Raw genomic sequence first — 17903 nt, 5'->3', positions numbered from 1 at the left:
TCGCGTTCTTGATGCTCTGGCTCCGCCACGCGGAATTGTCAGACACGGCCTAGGGCACGTCCACGTATTATCTGACGCTCGACGACGAGGGGTACGCCCGCGTCCAGGTTGAGGCCTACGCCGACGGAACGGTGACTGCTTACGACACCGAGCACGCGGAGGACTCTTACGGCGGCCTGACCTACGCTCAGCTCGATCTCGACGAGTTCGCTCCGTACGAGATCGGTGAGCGGGAGTTCCACGAAGAACTGAGCCGTCTGCGCCCGATGAACCTGAGGGCCGACCAGAGGTGGCCACCCAGCCGATGAGGCGGTATCCAGCCGCTGCTCTGGGAGAGCGTCGAGATCGGTAAGCCGCGAGGCGGAGTGACGGCGGTTGTAGCCCTCTTCGGTCTCGTGATCGGCTTGCTCTCGCGGACGGCCGGAACCGATGCCGGAGACCAACCAGGTCTACGAGGGCAGGGCACAACGAGGGCACAGGAGGGCGTGAGACGGCCGGAAACATCGAGAACCGGCAAGAGGCTGACCCACTGGTCAGACGCCACCTCGTGACGCTGGCCCAGGTCTCAGCCGCCGCCCTTGCTGAAGTGCTGGTAGTCCTTGGTCCCGGACCAGTAGCCGCCCCACTCCCAGCCGAGCCGTTCGAAGGCCTTGACCACCTTGTCACCGGGGTTGATCACTCCGGGGGCGTCCAGCGGGCGCTTGACGAACCTGCGGGCGTTCTTGTGGGCGAACGAGCCGTTCGCGTAGACGTAGGGGTTCTCCCGGGGGTTGATGTCGATGGCCTTGCCGTAGGCGTGCCGGGACCAGCTGGTCGAGTCGGTCGCCGGGCGGCAGTTGAAGGCCGAGGTGTTGTCGGCCTCGATCGAGTCGAAGTCGTCGCCCTTGTAGACGTCGACGAGCTCCATCCGGTAGATCGGCCAGCGCCAGCCGTACAGGCGCTTGAAGACCGAGACGATGTCGCCGGCGACGTCCTCGTGCACGACCAGCTCGCCGGTGTGCGCCCGGTCGTCGAAGCCCCAGTAGGTCAGGGTGATCAGCCGCAGGTCCTTGACCGGGACGGGGCAGCCCTTGCGCCAGGAGTACGGCAGGAGCTCGCGCGAGACCCGGGAGACCCTCGCGGCGAACGGCGGGGGACCGGCCGGGGTCCTCGCCCGGGTGGGCGCGGGCGAGACCGGACCGGAGACCGGACCGGAGGGCGGGGCGGCCGGGGAGGGGGACCCGTCCGGAGGCGCGGATCCGTCCGGGGAGGGGGACGGCGACGCCTCCGGGGACGGGGAGGTCGGCGTGGCCGTGGGACGGGGGGCGGGCTCCGCGGGCGTCGTCGTCGCGGGCGCCGTGACGGGATCGCCGCCGCAGGCGCTCAGCGCCAGGCAGGCCGCGGTCGCCGCGACGGCCGCCTGGACGCGGGCCGCGGACGGTGTCACGAACGGAAAGCCTCTCACCTGCTGCACCCCACACCGGATGGAAACGACCGGTCCTCAGCGTATGCGACCGGTCACCTCAGGTGAGAAAACCGCGCCGTCCGCCCGTCCGCCGCGCCCGGCCCGCATCGGGGAGCGGGGGGAGAGGCGGCGCGGGCGCGGTGCCCGCGGGCGCCGCCGGATGCCCGGGCCGGAGACGATCTTTGGCCGGGCTTTTCCCGGAAGACTCGTCACTGTGTTCGACGCCGCGCTACAGTCTGGGGCACCGGATCGAACATCGGTTCGGTCGCCGTTCGCGGTGCTTCCCGGGACGCCGTCCCGGAGCGCCGTCCGCCCGGGCAGGAGGTGTGCGCCATGGCGATGCCGGTGACGTCCGCCGCGCCGCAGGCGGTGCGGGTTCCCGCCCCCAGGGCCGCCGACCGGCCGCGGGCGAAACGCCGTAGCACTTTCTACCGAACTCTAGGACGGCCCCTATATCCCGTCATAGAGTCCGAGACCGTGGACCCCGTGCGCAATCCCTACGCCCCCGGTGCCGGGCAGCGCCCTCCGGAGCTCGCCGGGCGCGACCGCGAACTGCAGCAGTTCGAGATCGTGCTGGAGCGGGTGGCCCGAGGCCGTCCCGAGCGCAGCATGGTCGTCACCGGGCTGCGCGGCGTCGGTAAGACCGTCCTGCTCAACACCTTCAAGTCGATGGCCATGCAGCGGCTCTGGGGCACCGGGAAGATCGAGGCCCGGCCCGACCGGTCGATCCGCCGCCCGGTGGCCGCCGCCCTGCACATGGCCGTGCGCGAGCTGGCCCCCCGGCACCGCGCGCCCGAGCGCATCGAGGAGTTCCTCGGAGTGCTCAAGGCCTTCGCCATGCGCGACACGTCCGCGGCCAAGGGGACCTCGCACTGGTCGCCCGCGATCGACGTGCCCGCCGCGCGCGGCCGGGCCGACTCCGGCGACCTGGAGATCGACCTCACCGAGCTGTTCGTCGACGCGGCCGCGGTCGCGACGGACCTGGGCGTCGGCATCGCCCTGTTCATCGACGAGATGCAGGACGTGCAGGCCGCCGACATCTCGGCGCTCTGCGCGGCCTGCCACGAGCTCTCCCAGAGCGGCGGCCCGCTGATCGTGGTCGGCGCGGGGCTGCCGCACCTGCCCGGCGTGCTGTCGGCCAGCAAGAGCTACTCCGAGCGGCTCTTCCGCTACGCCAGGATCGACCGGCTCGACCGGGAGGCGGCCGACCTGGCGCTGATCGTCCCGGCGCGGAGCGAGGGGGTGGAGTTCACCCGGGAGGCCCTGGACGCGCTCTACGAGGCGGCCGACGGCTACCCGTACTTCGTGCAGGCCTACGGGAAGGTCGCCTGGGACCTGGCGCTGCGCAGCCCGATCACCGCCGAGGACGTCCGGGTCTCGGCGCCGGAGGCCGAGGAGGAGCTGGCGGTCGGCTTCTTCGGCAGCCGTTACGAGCGGGCCACGCCGGCCGAGCGCGACTACATGCACGCCATCGCCTCGATCGGGGACGAGCCGGTGGCCACCGCCGAGGTGGCGGAGCTGCTCGGCCGCAAGCCGTCCAGTCTCTCCCCGGCGCGGGACAGCCTCATCAAGAAGGGGCTGATCTACAGCGCCGAGCGCGGCCTGATCGCGTTCACCGTCCCGCACTTCGGCAAGTTCCTGCGCTCCCAGCCGGTCTGATCCCGGTACGGCCGCTAGATTCCTATACGGCCGTCTAGCCAGGAGGCTAGATAGCCGTATAGACGTCAATGCTCATGGGTCGCGAGGACCTGGAAGCCACCGCTGTCCCCGGAGGAGGAGTCGGCCGCGCGGACCGGCTCCGCTCCGGTCACCGCGCCGTCCGGACCGACCAGCGCCACCCGGACGGCGGGCTTGCGGCCGGCCAGATAGACCGCGAAGACCACGTCGACCGGCTCACCCGCCGGGCTCCGGCCGGGATAGACGAAGAACCGCCAGCACAGCTCCCGCCAGCTGTCGACCGGCTCCGCCGCCGACAGCCACTCCCGGTGCGAGCGCCAGACCGCACTGGCGCGGAGCCGGGCGGCGGCCGTCGCGGCGTCCAGGGGGCGCTCCTCGCACGGCGCGCGGTGCCGGAGCCGGGCGGCGGTCTCCTCGATCTCCGGTGAGAGCGCGGCGATCAGCAGCAGGCCGGCGGCCGCCGCCAGGCCCTCGGTCCAGGACGGCCCGGACAGCACCGACCATCCGGACGCGGGGACGGTCCACGCCGCGCCGGCGGCCATGGCCGTCAGCACCACCGTGCGGGCGAACGAGCGCGCGCCCACCGGGGCCGAGCTGACCTCGCCGAAGCAGCCGCAGCCCACGTCGGGACGGCGGCGGCGCAGCTCCCACAGCACGTAGGTGGAGACCGAGAAGAACATGACCGTGCCCCACCGGAAGACCGGAAGGCCGGTGACGGCCAGCCCGCCCGCCAGCACCGCCTCCCCCGCCGCGCAGCAGAGCATCACCGGGGCGCGCCACCGCTCGGGCACCAGCACCGCCGGGCCCATCCCGCTCATCCCGCCCGGCTCCGCGCCGGTCCGGGCGATCCTGATCTTGGCCGCCGTGCCGAGGGCGAGCAGCGCGATCAGCACCGGGATCTGGGCCGCGGCGATCGTCTGCGCCATCTGCGTCGTCTCCGTGCTCACCTGCGTCACCCCAACGTGATCCGGACGTTGAAACAGCCCTTGGTCAGCTCCCCGCCGAGCTCCACGAAGGAGGCCGGGGACAGCTCCGCGATCCGGCCGCGCGGCGAGGTGCCGCACTCCAGGCACCGGTCGCAGAAGCGGCCGGCCAGACAGCCGCACGCCGCGATCGGCACGACCGACGAGCGCCCGGCGCACACGTTGCGCACGTCGAGCGCCGAGCCCATCGCCAGGTACGGCAGGCGCGCGCACGACCTCCCCACCTCGTCGCAGTCCGCGTCGGAGGACTCCAGCATCGGATAGGCGGCCCCCCGCTCGCCGAAGCCGAAGCCGTCGGACCAGACCGCGGTGCCCGAGACGTGCGCCTGGGCGCCGCCGTAGGCCAGGGGCGGCTCGGGCACGGCCGTCCACCGGTAGGGCGGCTGAGAGGTCGCGGGCAGCCGGGCGTGGGCCACGCCGTCCTCGACGACGCCGATGGCGTCGAACAGGTAGCCGGGTTCGAGCTTCGGATGCCGGACCTGGAGCCGTCCCGAGACGGCGTAGGGGATGACGACGGTCCGCGGGCCCCGGTGCGGCCCGCAGTAGAGCCGGAGCGTGCGGTCCCGCCTGCCGCCTCCCAGCTCCTGAACGACCCCGGTGATCCGGGTCGCGTCCGCCCAGATCCGGTCGGCGACCTTGCCCGACTTCAGCGTCCTGACGAGCACGTTGGCGCCCTTCGGCAGATCGGCCGGGGCGACGGCGTCACCGCGCCAGGCGGTCGCCCAGGGGGCGATGACGAGCCGTTCCTCCTGGCCCTCCGGGGTCTCGATGATGATCAGGTGAGGGCTGACGTCCAGGACCGTCCCGGCGACGGCGCGCAGGGGCTCGCCCTCGCCGGGGACGGGGCCGGGGGCGCGGAGGGGGCGGCCGAGCGCGGCCGCGGCCAGCATGCGGCGGCGATCGGCGCTCCGCTGGGGCATCGTGCTTCTCCTGTTCTCGGCGGGACGCCTCCCAGCGTCACATGCCGGCGGGCCGTCCCGCCGGTCGCTCCCCCGATAATCCCGTCAGCTATCCGACCAGGTATCAGAATTCCCATCCCTGGTGGAACGCCTGTCACCCATCTGTGGGCAAACCGGTGCGTAGTGCGCCCCCAGTGACTGGTGGGGAAGTTGGTGCGATCTTTGCGGGCGACAGGAGGAAACCTGGATTCCGGTTCAGCCGGATCATGGGCTCCGGCTGCGATTCTGACCACGGAAGGCCCTTGACCACAGGCGGGTGATCGCGGTGACCGGCGGGACCCACGACGAGTTCCGGGAGTATGTCGTTTCCCGCGGAGCGGCGCTGCTGCGCGCCGCCCGCCAGGTCACCGGCGACCCGAACGACGCCGAGGACCTGCTGCAGACCGCGCTGGCCAAGACGTACCTCGCCTGGGAGCGCATCGAGGACCGGGCGGCCCTGGACGGCTACGTGCGGCGGGCGATGGTCAACATCAACATCTCCTGGTGGCGCAGGCGCAGGCTGGAGGAGTACCCCTCCGGGGAACTTCCCGAGCCGGTCGCCCAGCACGCCCACCGGCACCTGCCCGAGCAGGTGGAGCGGGCCCTGGACGGACTGCCCGCCAGGATGCGGGCCGCGATCGTGCTGCGCTACTACGAGGACATGACCGAGCAGGAGGTCGCCAACGCCCTGGGCGTCAGCGTCGGCACGGTCAAGAGCACGGTGTCACGCGGGATGGCCAAGCTCCGCGGGGCGCTCGCCGTACCGGACCGGCGGCTCGAACCGCAGGCGTGAACGGGCGGGGAGCGCTGGGGCGTCCCGGAGCGGGGCTCTGGAGCGTCCCGAAGCGAGGGGCTGGAGCGTTCCGAAGGGAGACCTGAGAGCGACGGGGCTATCCGTCGGAGGTCTTCCCGGAGTGCGGCTCCGCCGGCGCCCGCTCGCAGTCCCGCTCGGCGGCCCCGGGCCGGACGCCCGCGGTGGCGCACGGCCGTACGGCGTCGCGGACGATCCGCAGGGCGTCGAGGAGGGCCGCGAGCCCGTCGGGGCTGAGCAGCCCGGTGAACCAGGTCTCGATGTCCGTCAGGTGCTGCGGGAGCACGGCGCCGAGCCGGTCGAGACCCGTCTCGGTGATCACCGCGTACGAGGTCCGGCGGTCGGTGGCGCACGCCTGCCGTACGACCAGGCCCTCGCGCTCCAGCCGGTCCACGACTCTCGTCACGCCGCTGGTGGACAGGGAGGTCTGCGCGGCCAGGTCGCTCATGCGCAGGCGCCGCCCCGGTGAGCGGGCCAGCCGGATCAGGGTCTCGAAGTCGATCTCCGAGAGTCCCGCCGCGGTGAGCGTGGGGAGCGTCTTGGCCGACAGGCCGGTGGAGACCTCGGCGAGGAGGCCCATCGCGGTCAGCCGGGGGTCGTCGAACGGGAGCACGTGCACACTGTATCCGACGATAGTTGACGCGAGGAATATTCCTCGTGTAGGAATATGTTCACGCAAATGTCCGTGCAGCAAGCATCCCCTCGGGAGAACACGATGGCCACTCGCAGCTGGGACAACCTCCAGATCCCCGCCCCCGGCACCTACACCCTCGACACCGCCCACACGCACATCGGCTTCGTCGTCAAGCACATGATGGTGAGCAAGGTCCGCGGCAGCTTCGGGGAGTTCTCCGGCTCCGTGACGATCGCCGAGAACCCGCTGGAGTCCTCCGCCGAGCTCACGATCAAGACCCAGAGCATCGACACCGGCGTGGCGGACCGCGACGGCCACCTGCGCAGCGACGACTTCCTCGCCGTCGAGAAGTTCCCGGAGCTGACCTTCCGCAGCACCCGCGTCGCCGGCCACTCCGGTGACGAGTTCACCCTGGTCGGCGACCTCACCATCCGCGACGTCACCAGGCCGGTCGAGCTCACCGTCGAGTACGGCGGCGCCGGCACCAACCCGTGGGGCCAGGAGGTGTGGGGCTTCACCATCACCGCCGAGATCGACCGTGAGGAGTTCGGTCTCACCTGGAACCAGGCCCTGGAGACCGGCGGCGTGCTCGTCGGCAAGAAGGTGAAGATCGAGATCGAGGGCGAGGCCAACCCCGCCGCTTGATCCAGGTGGCCGCGGGCGATCTCCGCGTGCATGGAGGGCTCCTCTCCCGGGTAAGGGAGGGGAGCCCTTCTCTCTGTTTCCCTCTCCGGCGAGTCCGATGGATGAGACGATGCGTCTCATCAGAAGAGAATCCACAAGGGTCCCCCTCTCCTCACCTGGTTTTCCACGACTCTGTCCACAGGTGTGGATGAAGTTATCCACAGACGGTGGACAACATGGCCGAGGGCGCCGGATGCCGTGCGCGGGGAGAAAGCGGGCCGGTGGGGACGGCGAGGGTGCCGCGGGACTACGGGGCGGCGGATCCGGCGGGCGGCGGGCCGACGCGGTGCGGGCATGGTGCGAGAAGACCCGCCCGGCCGGGCGGGCGACGCGCAGAACAATCGCTTTGCCGCCTTGCCCGATCGCCGGTACTCTGTGCTGAGCCACACGGCTACCAGGAGGCTTCGCCTAGTCAGGTCTATGGCGCCGCACTGCTAATGCGGTTTGGGTTTACCGCCCATCCGGGGTTCAAATCCCCGAGCCTCCGCAGGTCAGAGGCCCTCTTCCCCGGTCGGGGAGGAGGGCCTTTTTGATCTCTGCAGGGCTCCGGGTCGCAACCGGGGTATGGCGGGGCTCAGGGCTCATCCCGCTGCGTCATGGTCTTCGCGCGGCCTTGAACGAGGAGACGACGCCCGTCGACCGGGAAGACCGGAGGCCTTGACGCCACATCGAACGAGTCGGCTTACGCGGCGACCAGCGCGTCGGCCCTCAAAGCCGAGCGGATTCCCTGATCCGGCCGATGCCGATCTCTGGGAAAGCCTCAACGACCTGCGGTGATCCTTTCCCGGACCTGTTCCAGTTCGCGGGATGACGCCCGCGGAGAACTCCACGTCGAACGCAGGCGTCGTCGTGCCGGCGCGGGATCACATGCACGTGGAAGTGGAAGACGTCCTGACCGGCGGCCTCGCCCCCGTCGACCCCGGGCGGATCCGCCGTGTGCCGGCACACCTGGCCCTCCCCGGTCGGCCGGTCGTGCGTGTCCTGGCACGGTCGCACCGCCGCAGGCTCCACCGGCGCCCTGCCCGTATCGGTCACCACCGGCGACGGCATCGCTCACACGACGGGGTGCCGTAGCACTACACCGCGGCGCGCATCACCGCCATCGCCTCCGTCAGGCGCTCCAGCTCCTCCAGCATGCCCTCGGCGGAGGAGCGCAGGCGCTCGTCGGCGGACAGCCGCCCGTCGGCGGTCATCGACTGGCGGTGGAAGACGGTCACCGCGTTGCCCGCGGGGACCATGCGCAGCTTGACCAGCACCGGCTTGAGCATCTCGACGGCGCGCAGGCCGCCGGACAGGCCGCCGTAGCTGACCAGCCCGACCGGCTTGTACGCCCACTCCCGGTGCAGGAAGTCCAGGGCGTTCTTCAGCGGGGCGTTGAAGCCGTGGTTGTACTCCGGCATCACGAACACCAGGGCATCGGCGGCGTCGATGGTGGCGCTCCAGTCCTTGGTGTGCTGGTGGACGTAGCGGCCGGTGGTGGCGTCCTCGGGCTCGTCGAGGAACGGCAGGCCCACCTCGGCCAGGTCGACCAGCTCCACGTGGAAGCGGCCGTGTTCGACGGCGCGTGCGGCCACCCAGTCGCCGATCACCCGGCCGATGCGGGTGGGGCGGGTGCTGGCAACGATGATCTTCAGGGCGGGCACGGGATCTCCTCCGCAACAGGTTTACGTGTAAACGAGAAGATGTCACGCCTTCGTTTACATGTCAACCAGTGCTAGCCTGTGCGGTATGCCCGATCCGAGATGGCTCGACGAGCGAGAGTTCCGGGCCTGGCTCGGCTACCGCCGGATGCGCCTGCTCCTCGACGCCCAGATCGCCCGTGACCTGCAGAGCGACTCCGGGCTGTCGGAGGCCGACTACGACGTCCTGTCCGCGCTGTCCTCGCGGGAGAGCCGACGCTGGCGGCTGCAGGAGCTGGCGGACCGCATGTTGTGGTCGAAGAGCCGGTTGTCGCGCCACGTGAGCCGCATGGAGGAACGCGGCCTCGTGGCTAAAGAGGAATGCGCCGACGACGGACGCGGCGCCGTCATCGCGCTGACCGACGGCGGCATGAACGCGATCGTCGAGGCGGCCCCCGGCCACGTCGAGTCCGTACGGTCCCACCTGATCGACCTGCTGACCGAGGAGCAGATCGAGGTGCTGGGCGACATCGCCGAGACGGTCCTGGCGCACCTGGGAGCCGAGATCCGGTGAGCGCTGCGCGGCCGCGTCACGGTGCCGCCGGAGTGCGGGCTGATGGCCCGCTGCGCGGCTGTGTCACGGTGCCGCCGGAGCTCGCGCTGACGACCCGCCGCGCCGGGTCACCGGCCTGCCGCACCCCGGCGCCCGCTTCACCGTGATCCTGCCCACCGGGCCGGGAGCGGGGACGACCGTTCAGCCGACCACCGGCCGACCGGCGAGGTAGACGGCGACGGGCGCCCCTAGCACGGTGATGTCGCGGGTCGGATCGCCGCCGACCGCCAGCAGGTCCGCGTCGTAGCCGGGTCGTATGCGGCCCTTGCGGTCCCCCGCGCCGCAGGCGTCGGCGGCGGCCGAGGTCGCCGCGGCCAGAGCGGACGTCGCCGGCAGGCCGGATCTGACGTACTCGTCAAGGGTGGCGGGCAGCAGTCCGTGCGGCTTGGCGGGGCCGATGCCGCCGTCCGAACCGGCGACCAGGCGCACCCCGCCCCGGTGAAGGCGGGCGACGACCTCCTGCAGGACGGCCTCGGTGATGCCGGCGCGCTCGGCCATCGCCACGACCTGCGGCGGCACCACGACACCCGGGTCGGACCCCAGGGTCGGGCAGACCGCGATCCCGGACCCGGCCAGCTCGGCGAGCAGCGTGTCGTCGAGCCGCACGCCGTCGGGAGTGAGACACGTGCAGTGCTCGATGCCGTCGACGCCCGCGTCCAGCGCCTGCCGTACCGCCGCGAGCGCATGGGCGTGCGCGGTGATCCGCAGGCCGAGGGCGTGCGCCTCGGCGACCGCCGCTCTCAGCTCGTCATCGGTGAACTGCGGGCTCATCGTGTCGGTGCCGGGCGTCAGCACGCCGCCACTCGCCATGATCTTCACGATGTCGGCGCCCCGGTCGGCCCGCTGCCGTACGGCGTCGCGCAGCCCGCTCGCGCCTCGGGCCTCGCCCCCCAGCGACCAGCAGTGCCCGCCCACACTGGTGATCGGCGCACCCGCCGCCACGACGGTCGGCAGGCCGGGCCTGCCCCTCGACCGCCAGGCCAGCACGGCGCCGTGGTGGTCGCCCAGGTCGCGTACGGTGGTGACGCCCGCGGCCAGGTGGGTCTCCAGCGACGCCTCGATGGCGCCCTCCAGCTGTTCTTCCGCGCACCCGGTGAGCCGGTCGAGCGCGCCCGGGCCGGCGTCGGCGCACAGGTGCACGTGCGTGTCGATCAGGCCGGGCAGCAACGTGCCGTCCGACAGGTCCCGCGTCGGCCATCCGTCGGGTACGGCCGCGCCCGCCTGCACGCCGACGATGCGGCCGTCCTCCACCAGCACCACGGTGGTCCCGTCGAGCAGCCGCTCTCCGTCGAACACCCGTGCCGCTCGAATCGCGAGAGAAGTCATCGAATCACCATAGGTAGGGATTAAAGGCGATCCAAGGATTCACCCCTACAGGATCAGGGGCGCGCCGGTAATTCGATTCAGCGGATTCGGTGGATTTGTTACGGTGCCTGGATGCCCTCTCAGCGCACTCTGCTGCCGCGGTCGGCACCGGCCGCCTCGGGGATGTCGTCCCGTTCGATCGCCGCGCTGCTGGACCGGCTCGAAGCGCGGTCCATCGAGTGCCACTCGATCATGGTCGTACACCGCGGTCACGTCGTCGCCGAAGGCTGGTGGGCGCCGTACTCGGCCGAACGCCCGCACCTGCTCTACTCGCTGACCAAGTCGTTCACCTCGGTCGCCGTGGGGCTCGCGATCGCCGACGGGCTGCTCTCGCTGGACGACCGGGTGGTGGACGTGCTGCCCGACCACGTTCCGGCCGACGTCTCGGAGCAGGGACGCCGCCTCACCGTCCACCACCTGCTGTCCATGACGACGGGACACCGCACGGACAGCCTCGACGAGGCCTGGCGCCTGGAACCGGGAGACCTGGTGAAGGGTTTCCTGCGCGTGCCGTTCCCCGAGCCGGAGGGGACCCGGCACGCCTACGACAATCCGACCACCTTCGTCCTGGCCCGGATGGTGGAACGGGTCACGGGCCGCGGCCTGCCGGAACTGCTCGACGAGCGCCTCTTCGCGCCGATGGGCGTCGACCACGCCGAATGGGACCGGGTGGCGAGCGGTGCCGCCTTCGCGTTCCACGGGCTGCACCTGACGACCGAGGCCGTCGCCGCCTTCGGCGAACTGCTGCTGCGCGGAGGACTGTGGGGCGGGCGGCGGCTCGTCCCGCGCGAATGGGTGGAGCTCGCGACCCGGCGGCACATCGACACCCTGCCGTTCGAGGACGGATCGGAGAACGCCGACTACCTTCGCGGGTACGGCTACCAGTTCTGGATGTCGCGTCACGGTTACCACGGTGACGGCTCCTTCGGCCAGCTGTGCGTGGTCGTCCCGTCGCACGATCTCGTGGTCGCCCTGACCGGCGCCCATACGCAGGCGCAGGAGGTGCTCGACGCGATATGGGAGTGCCTGCTGCCCGGCACGGACCACGCGGGAAGCACCCGGGACGACGAGATCCTCGCCGAGCGGCTGCGGCGGCTGGCGTTCGCGCCGGTGCCGGGTTCGGCCGCCCCGGGCCGTTCCGTCCGGGTGCGGCTCGACGCCTCCGCCGAGGGCTCGGCCCTGCCGGACGGGACCACGGTGACCGTCGATCCGGTGGACGGCGGATGGATCCTGCGGTTCGGGTCGTTCCTCGACGTCGAGGCCGGCCACGGCGAATGGCGGGAGGGTTCGCCGCTCGGCCGCCCCGTCGTCGCGGCTGGCGCCTGGCAGGGCGACACGTTCGTCGCCGAGCTCTACGTCATCACCACCCCGCACCGGGTCCGGCTGGTGGTCGACGCCGGAGCGGGGACGGCGGTGGCGGTGTGGAACCTCGTGCCCCGGACCGGTCCCGATCTGGTGGTGCATCTGCGGTCGCCGCTGATGACACGGCCCGACGTCGCGTAGGTGGTGCCGGCCTCCGTCCCGGCCTCACGGCGCCTGCGGCCGCGAGAAGGTGTTCCGGGGACCCACCGATCCGGGATTCGCCGGTCGTGGAGGCACCGGTCTGGGAGGCGCCGGTCAGGGTGTAGGTGTGACCGCGGGTGACCGCGATGAGGCCGCCGTCCTCCCTGGTGGCGGCGACCAGGCCGGGAGGTCTGGGGGTGAAGCCCGGCACCGCGCTCAGCCCGTCGGTCTCGGCGATGGCGATGAGGCGGATCCGGCACGCGCACGGTGAGCTGCACCCCCCGGTCGGGGATGCCGCGGAAGCGGATCTCCGAGGGCCAGGTGCCGGTTCGCGTGCCGGTGACGGGCACGCTCACCGGCCCGGATCGGCCGGCCGACGCGGTGACGCGGACCATCGGCCGGTCGAGCCTGAGCGTCACCGAGCGCGCGCCCTTCCCGGCGGTCACGTGCAGTCTCAGGGTGTCCTCGTCGCGGGCCAGGAGGGCGACGCGCGGACCGTCGGCGTCGATCGCCGGTGCGGGACCGGTCCGCAGCGTGCCCCGGGCGTACCCGGCGGGCAGCGCGGAGGCGTCGTGGCCGGACACGTACCGTCCGGTCCACGGCGCCGGGTCCGGGTCGGCGCTGACCCAGTGGGCGGTGCGGGTGTCGGCGTCCATGACGTACGCCAGATGCGTGCGCCTCGGCCGGTCGGCGTCGAAGTCGTCCACCACGAGACCGGTGGCGACCAGCGCCGCCGCCAGGAGGACGGCGGTCGCGGGTACGGCGAGCGCCGCGGGCACCGCGAGCACGGCGGACCGCCTCGGCCGGGTGGCGGGATCGGGCAGGGGACGGGCGAGGGCAGGCAGGGGACGGGCGGGATCGGGCAGGAACGATTCCGCCATCGGCACCACGGTCAGCCCGAACAGGGCCAGCACCAGCGCGCCCGCCCCGCCGAGCGCCAGCCCCATCCCGTCGAAGACGTCCCCGGCCAGGGACGGCAGCAGCATGGCGCCGGTGAGCGGCCCCAGCATCGCCACGACCGTCCGCGCCCAGGCGGGCGTACGGAGCAGGGCCGCGGCCGACCAGCCCAGCGCACCCGCCAGCGCCGGCAGCGCGAACAGGAAGGACGCGCCGGGGGCGACCTGGGCGCACAGCACGCTCAGCCCGGCGAGCCAGGTCAGCGCCCCGACCGCCGGCGCCGCCGGGCCGAGCCCGCGCCGCAGCACCAGGTACCAGCCGAGGACCGCCGCCGCGCACAGGACCGCGATCGCCGCCTGGTACGGCCCCGGGCGGTGCAGCAGCCCGCCCATCGAGTCGTAGGCGGGCCGCCAGGCCACCAGCAGTTCCCACAGTCCCTGCGCCGAGGCGGCCGACAGCACCAGCGGAACCGCGGCCGAGGCCGCCGCCGCGAGCAGCCCGGGCAGGCTCAGCAGCCGCCTGACGCGGGCCAGCACCGCCAGGCCCGCCACCGCGACGACGGCCAGCAGCGCCAGCGGCCACACGAGCCGGTCCGAATACACGATCATGGTGCCGAGCGCCCGGAAGTAGACGGCGTCATGGTCGGAGGCGGTCGTCCGCAGGTCCGCGTCCCCGAGGGCGCGCGCCAGCGCCAGCATGTTGGTGCCGTGGTGCTGCAGGCTGCCCCGGTCGAGGTTGGCGATGGAGTCGCTCGCGGTGTGGTACAGCGAGGAACGCTCGATGTAGGCGAAGTTCATGCCGGTGAAGCCGGCCCTGGTCAGCGGGGTGAAGTCGGTGTTGTTGGGCAGCAGCCGGTACAGCTCGACCATGGCGGAGTGCCCTCGCGGAGCGGGGACGGCGCCGGCGAAGGTCTCGACCAGGCGGGCGTTGCCCGCGGAGGTCTCGAACAGCAGCGAGGGGCCGCTGACCCCGCGGGCCTCCCAGTTCAGCAGCACGCCCCCGGCCCTGCCCAGCGGGTGGCCGCGGACGAAGGCCTCGGCGCCGAGCACGCCGTCCTCCTCGCCGTCCGACATGAGCAGCACGATGTCGTTGCGGAGGCGGGGACCGGCGCGCAGCGCCCGGACGGTCTCGATCATCGCGGCGACCGCGGCGCCGTCGTCGGAGGCACCCGGTCCCATGGCGGCGGAGTCGTAGTGCGCGGCGATGAGCACGGTGCCGGTCGAGGCCGTGCCCGGCAACCGGCCCACGATGTTGTCGACCCGGCCGAACGTCGCCAGTCCCGCCGCGGACCGGGCGCCGACGGAGCGCTGGATCTCGACCTGGAGCCCGGCCGCGCGCAACCGCCCGGCCAGGTAGTCCCTGGCGCGGCGGCTCGCGGGGCTGCCGACGGGCCGCGGTTCGGTGGCGAAGCGCTCCAGGTGGACCAGCGCGCGCCCGGCGCTGAACCGCTCGGCGGGAGCGGCGGCCGGCAGCGGTTGCATGGTGCTGTCGGCCATGGCGGACGACATGATCACAGCGGCCAGCGCGAGCAGGGCCGCCAGCCCGGCCGGCAGCCGCCGCGGGACGTCGAACAACTTTCCGATCATGACCAGGGACGGTAGGCGGGGCCGCTCGCCCGGCGGAATGAGGCGCCTGCCCGCCCGCCGCTGTGGTTTTCCGCAGCCCGGAACGGCCACGCTCCTCATTCCGGGCATACCATGATCGTCCATAGCCTTCGGGGCATGACGGATTGGCTGATCGAACTGATGGAGATGCTCGGAGCGCCGGGTGCGGGGCTGGCGATCGCACTGGAGAACCTCTTCCCGCCCCTCCCGAGCGAGGTGATCCTCCCCCTGGCCGGCTTCACCTCCGCCAAGGGCGAGATGAACCTGCTGGGCGTGCTGGCCTGGACCACGGCGGGCTCCGTCGTGGGCGCGCTGGCGCTGTACCGGGCGGGAGCCCTGCTCGGCCGCGAGCGCACGCTGGCCCTGGCCGCCAGGATCCCGCTGCTGAAGGTCTCCGACATCACCAGGACCGAGGCGTGGTTCCTCAAGCACGGCCGCAAGACCGTGTTCTTCGGACGCATGACCCCGATCTTCCGCAGCCTCATCTCGGTCCCGGCCGGAGTGGAGCGCATGCCGCTGGGCGTCTTCACGCTGCTGACCACGGCCGGCAGCCTCATCTGGAACACGGTCTTCGTGCTGGCGGGTTACGTCCTGGCCGAGAACTGGTCGCTGGTCGAGACCTACGTGGGGATGGGCACCAACACGGTGATCGGCCTGGTGCTGCTGGCCGTGCTCGTCTTCGTGGGCGCCAGGCTGGGGGAACGGCACAAGGGGCGGCATGCGCTCCGCGGCTAGCACCGCAACCGGCTCCGCGGCTGACCCCCCGGCTGACCCCCTGGCCGACTCCGCGACCGGTTCCGCGACCGGTTCCGTGGCCAAAGGGCTGCACCTGCTGGGGGCGGTGACCCTCGGGACCGCCACTGCCCTGCTCGACCTGGTCTTCCTCCTGCCGGCGCTGCCGTTCACCCGCCGCGGCGCCGTCCGGGAGGCGGCCCGGCGGCTGGCCGTACTGGAGGCCCGCCGCCTGCGGCTCGACCCGGCCGTCCTGGGACTCGACGCGGTCCGCGCCGACGGGCGGGAGCTGTGCTACCTGGCGGCCAGGGCGCCGGTGGGCCTCCTCGGCGGCCTGGTCACCGCCTTGCTGGGCGTCGGCGGCGGGGTGGCCGGAGCCCTGGCCTGGTCGTGGGGAAGGGGGCGGCCGTTCGACGGCATGCTGCCGACCGCGCCGCTGCTGGCCTACGCCGCCCTGGGAGGGACGGTGCTGCTGTTCTTGAACCTGTCGGGCCTGGTGGGCGTGCACGCGCTGGAGCGGCGGCTGGCGCAGCGCATGCTCGGTCCCGACCCCACCGAGGCGCTGCGGCGCCGCATCACCGAGCTGGCCGAGAGCCGCGCGGGGGTGCTGCTGGCCGTCGACGCCGAACGGCGCCGGATCGAACGGGACCTGCACGACGGGCTGCAGCAGCGGCTGGTGGCGCTGTCCATGCTGGCCGGGCGGGCCCGCCGGGGGCGGCCCGAACTGCTCACCCAGATACACGAGCAGGCGCAGCAGGCGCTGGGCGAACTGCGCGAGGTGGCCTGGCGGGTCTACCCGTCGGGGCTGGACGCGCTCGGGCTCGCCGACGCGCTGGCCGGTGTGGCCGAGCGTGCCGACATCCCGGTCAAGGTCGTGTGCGAGCTGCCCGCGCGCCCGCCGGCGGCGGTGGAGACGGTGTCGTACTTCGTGGTCAGCGAGGCGGTGACCAACGCGGTCAAGCACGCCCGCGCGACCGCTGTCACCGTCGAGGTCCGCGAGCATGGCAGCATGGTCGTCGTGCGCGTGCGGGACGACGGTGCGGGCGGAGCGGATCCGGCGGGCGGCGGCCTGTCCGGGCTGGCGCGGCGGGTGGCCGCGCTGGACGGCCGCTTCACCGTGGACAGTCCCGCCGGCGGACCCACCACGATCACGGCGGAGCTGCCGTGCGCGTGATCCTGGCCGAGGACTCCACCCTGCTCCGCGAGGGCCTCGTGCGGCTGCTGGAGGAGGAGGGCCACGAGGTGCTCGCCGCCGTCGGCGACGGTCAGGCGCTGCTCGGGGCGGTCGCGGCGCAGGAGCCCGACGCGGTCGTCGTGGACGTGCGGATGCCGCCCACGCACACCGACGAGGGACTGCGCGCCGCCCTGGAGATCAGACGCCTGCGGCCGCACGTGAAGGTGCTGGTGCTGTCGCAGTACGTGGAGAAGAAGTACGCCACCGAGCTGATGAGCGGGGACATCGACGGCGTCGGCTACCTGCTCAAGGACCGGGTGGCGCAGGTCGGCGACTTCCTGGACGCGCTGGAGCGGGTGGGCGCCGGGGGCACGGCCTTCGACCCGGAGGTGGTGCGGCAGCTCCTGGCCCGCACCAGCCACGCCGACCCCCTGGCCCGGCTGACCGCCCGGGAGCGCGAGGTGCTGGAGCTGATGGCGCAGGGCCTGACCAACGCCTCGATCGCCCAGACGTTGCACGTGTCGCAGAGTGCGGTGGAAAAGCACGTCAACGCGCTGTTCGACAAGCTGTCGCTGTCCCACACCGCCGGCTACAGCCGCAGGGTGCTGGCCGTCCTGCGCTACCTCGGCTCCTGAGGCCGTACGGCTCCCGCGCGGTCCGCGGAGGCGCCGCCCGCCCGGCGCGCCGGACCGCGTGGCCGGCGGATCGCGATGCCGGTGAAGGACGGGTGGGCGCGGGTGCCTCGCGCGCCCTGCCCGGGACGGGAGGGCCGCTGCGCGACCGGCCCCGTCAGGCGCCGCTCCGCGGGACGGCTCCCTCCTGTGCGGTGGTCCCCTCCTGCGCGGCGGGCCGCTTCCGCCGGCGGGACAGCCACTTCCGCTCGACCTCCGCCTCCAGGTCCACCCCGTGGTGGCGGGCCAGCAGCAGGACGTGCGAGAGGACGTCGGCGAGTTCGGCGCGGAAGCACGCCTCCAGTTCGTCCGGCGAGTGCCCCTTGTCCCGGGCCTGCCCGGCGCGCATGAGGAACGCCTGGGTCAGTTCGCCGGCCTCCTCCTGGAGCTTCAGGAGGAACCAGGTGCCGTCCCGGGTGATGCCGTGCCTGCGGGCATAGGCGTCCGACACGGCCTCGACCTCGTCCATGAGCCACCGCACGTCCATGGCCGGGAGTGTAGGCGGGCGCGGCGGCCGCGTCCGGCAGTCGCGCCGCTCGCCCCGTCCGCCCGGC

At 72.7% G+C, this 17903-nt stretch carries 17 protein-coding genes, 1 tRNA gene and 1 pseudogene; 10 read left to right on the top strand and 9 right to left on the bottom strand.

All coding sequences use genetic code 11. The annotated features are described in order from the left end of the window. Nucleotides 1-131: 131 nt before the first annotated feature. Nucleotides 132-308: a hypothetical protein gene (locus tag ABD823_RS28190; RefSeq protein ID WP_344864827.1), complete on the top strand. Its 177-nt coding sequence runs from the start codon at nt 132-134 to the stop codon at nt 306-308. A gap of 257 nt (nt 309-565) precedes the next feature. On the opposite strand, the gene ABD823_RS28185 is transcribed toward ABD823_RS28190, so the two are convergent. Beyond that, nucleotides 566-1426 (bottom strand): M15 family metallopeptidase, encoded by an 861-nt coding sequence (locus ABD823_RS28185; protein WP_344864825.1) that lies wholly within the window; start codon nt 1424-1426, stop codon nt 566-568. 495 nt (nt 1427-1921) lie between these two features. Between ABD823_RS28185 and ABD823_RS28180 the strand changes: the two genes are divergently transcribed. Continuing rightward, nucleotides 1922-3103: an AAA family ATPase gene (locus ABD823_RS28180; protein ID WP_344864823.1), complete on the top strand. Its 1182-nt coding sequence runs from the start codon at nt 1922-1924 to the stop codon at nt 3101-3103. Nucleotides 3104-3168: 65 nt separating this feature from the next. On the opposite strand, the gene ABD823_RS28175 is transcribed toward ABD823_RS28180, so the two are convergent. After that, entirely contained in the window at nt 3169-4068 is a 900-nt protein-coding gene (locus tag ABD823_RS28175) for a MauE/DoxX family redox-associated membrane protein (protein ID WP_344864821.1), read from the bottom strand. 5 nt (nt 4069-4073) lie between these two features. Then, entirely contained in the window at nt 4074-5024 is a 951-nt protein-coding gene (locus ABD823_RS28170; RefSeq protein WP_344864819.1) for a hypothetical protein, read from the bottom strand. Between the two features lie 295 nt (nt 5025-5319). Between ABD823_RS28170 and ABD823_RS28165 the strand changes: the two genes are divergently transcribed. Beyond that, nucleotides 5320-5835: a SigE family RNA polymerase sigma factor gene (locus ABD823_RS28165; RefSeq protein ID WP_344864817.1), complete on the top strand. Its 516-nt coding sequence runs from the start codon at nt 5320-5322 to the stop codon at nt 5833-5835. A gap of 97 nt (nt 5836-5932) precedes the next feature. Here ABD823_RS28165 and ABD823_RS28160 read toward each other — a convergent pair whose 3' ends face one another. Beyond that, nucleotides 5933-6466, bottom strand: a complete 534-nt coding sequence (locus ABD823_RS28160; RefSeq protein WP_344864816.1) for a MarR family winged helix-turn-helix transcriptional regulator — start codon at nt 6464-6466, stop codon at nt 5933-5935. Nucleotides 6467-6568: 102 nt separating this feature from the next. On the opposite strand from ABD823_RS28160, the gene ABD823_RS28155 reads away from it, so the two are divergent. Both ABD823_RS28155 and ABD823_RS28150 read left to right on the top strand, forming a co-directional pair. Next, entirely contained in the window at nt 6569-7132 is a 564-nt protein-coding gene (locus tag ABD823_RS28155; RefSeq protein ID WP_344864815.1) for a YceI family protein, read from the top strand. 436 nt (nt 7133-7568) lie between these two features. Further along, nucleotides 7569-7658 (top strand) — tRNA-Ser (locus ABD823_RS28150). A 221-nt stretch (nt 7659-7879) separates the two neighbouring features. Here the strand turns inward: ABD823_RS28150 and ABD823_RS34710 are convergent. Further along, complete coding sequence (locus ABD823_RS34710; protein ID WP_425566672.1) at nt 7880-8221, bottom strand: HIT domain-containing protein; 342 nt, start codon at nt 8219-8221, stop codon at nt 7880-7882. Nucleotides 8222-8247: 26 nt separating this feature from the next. Then, complete coding sequence (locus ABD823_RS28145; protein ID WP_344864813.1) at nt 8248-8814, bottom strand: NADPH-dependent FMN reductase; 567 nt, start codon at nt 8812-8814, stop codon at nt 8248-8250. Nucleotides 8815-8899: 85 nt separating this feature from the next. Between ABD823_RS28145 and ABD823_RS28140 the strand changes: the two genes are divergently transcribed. After that, the gene (locus tag ABD823_RS28140) at nt 8900-9364 is read left to right on the top strand and encodes a MarR family winged helix-turn-helix transcriptional regulator (protein ID WP_344864811.1); all 465 of its coding nucleotides are present in this window, start codon (nt 8900-8902) and stop codon (nt 9362-9364) included. A 180-nt stretch (nt 9365-9544) separates the two neighbouring features. Here ABD823_RS28140 and ABD823_RS28135 read toward each other — a convergent pair whose 3' ends face one another. Further along, nucleotides 9545-10729 (bottom strand): metal-dependent hydrolase family protein, encoded by a 1185-nt coding sequence (locus ABD823_RS28135; RefSeq protein WP_344864809.1) that lies wholly within the window; start codon nt 10727-10729, stop codon nt 9545-9547. 111 nt (nt 10730-10840) lie between these two features. On the opposite strand from ABD823_RS28135, the gene ABD823_RS28130 reads away from it, so the two are divergent. Then, on the top strand, nt 10841-12271 hold the full coding sequence (locus tag ABD823_RS28130) for a serine hydrolase domain-containing protein (RefSeq protein WP_344864807.1): 1431 nt from the start codon (nt 10841-10843) through the stop codon (nt 12269-12271). Nucleotides 12272-13914: 1643 nt separating this feature from the next. Here ABD823_RS28130 and ABD823_RS28125 read toward each other — a convergent pair. Next, nucleotides 13915-14649, bottom strand: a pseudogene (locus tag ABD823_RS28125) (M20/M25/M40 family metallo-hydrolase); the annotation flags it as partial. 240 nt (nt 14650-14889) lie between these two features. Between ABD823_RS28125 and ABD823_RS28120 the strand changes: the two are divergent. The 3 genes from ABD823_RS28120 to ABD823_RS28110 all read left to right on the top strand — a co-directional run bounded on the left by ABD823_RS28120 (nt 14890) and on the right by ABD823_RS28110 (nt 17313). Beyond that, nucleotides 14890-15507, top strand: a complete 618-nt coding sequence (locus ABD823_RS28120; protein ID WP_344864805.1) for a DedA family protein — start codon at nt 14890-14892, stop codon at nt 15505-15507. Nucleotides 15508-15583: 76 nt separating this feature from the next. Next, nucleotides 15584-16678 (top strand): sensor histidine kinase, encoded by a 1095-nt coding sequence (locus ABD823_RS28115; RefSeq protein ID WP_344864803.1) that lies wholly within the window; start codon nt 15584-15586, stop codon nt 16676-16678. Next, entirely contained in the window at nt 16669-17313 is a 645-nt protein-coding gene (locus ABD823_RS28110) for a response regulator transcription factor (RefSeq protein ID WP_344864801.1), read from the top strand. Before ABD823_RS28115 ends, ABD823_RS28110 begins: the two co-directional genes overlap by 10 nt. A 154-nt stretch (nt 17314-17467) precedes the next feature. Here the strand turns inward: ABD823_RS28110 and ABD823_RS28105 are convergent, their stop codons facing one another. Further along, nucleotides 17468-17836, bottom strand: a complete 369-nt coding sequence (locus tag ABD823_RS28105) for a nucleoside triphosphate pyrophosphohydrolase family protein (RefSeq protein ID WP_344864799.1) — start codon at nt 17834-17836, stop codon at nt 17468-17470. Nucleotides 17837-17903: the final 67 nt, after the last annotated feature.

It is taken from the genome of Planomonospora alba (genome assembly GCF_039534085.1).
Classification (GTDB): domain Bacteria; phylum Actinomycetota; class Actinomycetes; order Streptosporangiales; family Streptosporangiaceae; genus Planomonospora_B; species Planomonospora_B alba.
Note: the sequence above shows the minus strand (reverse complement) of the source record. Positions and strands in the feature narration are given on the sequence as shown.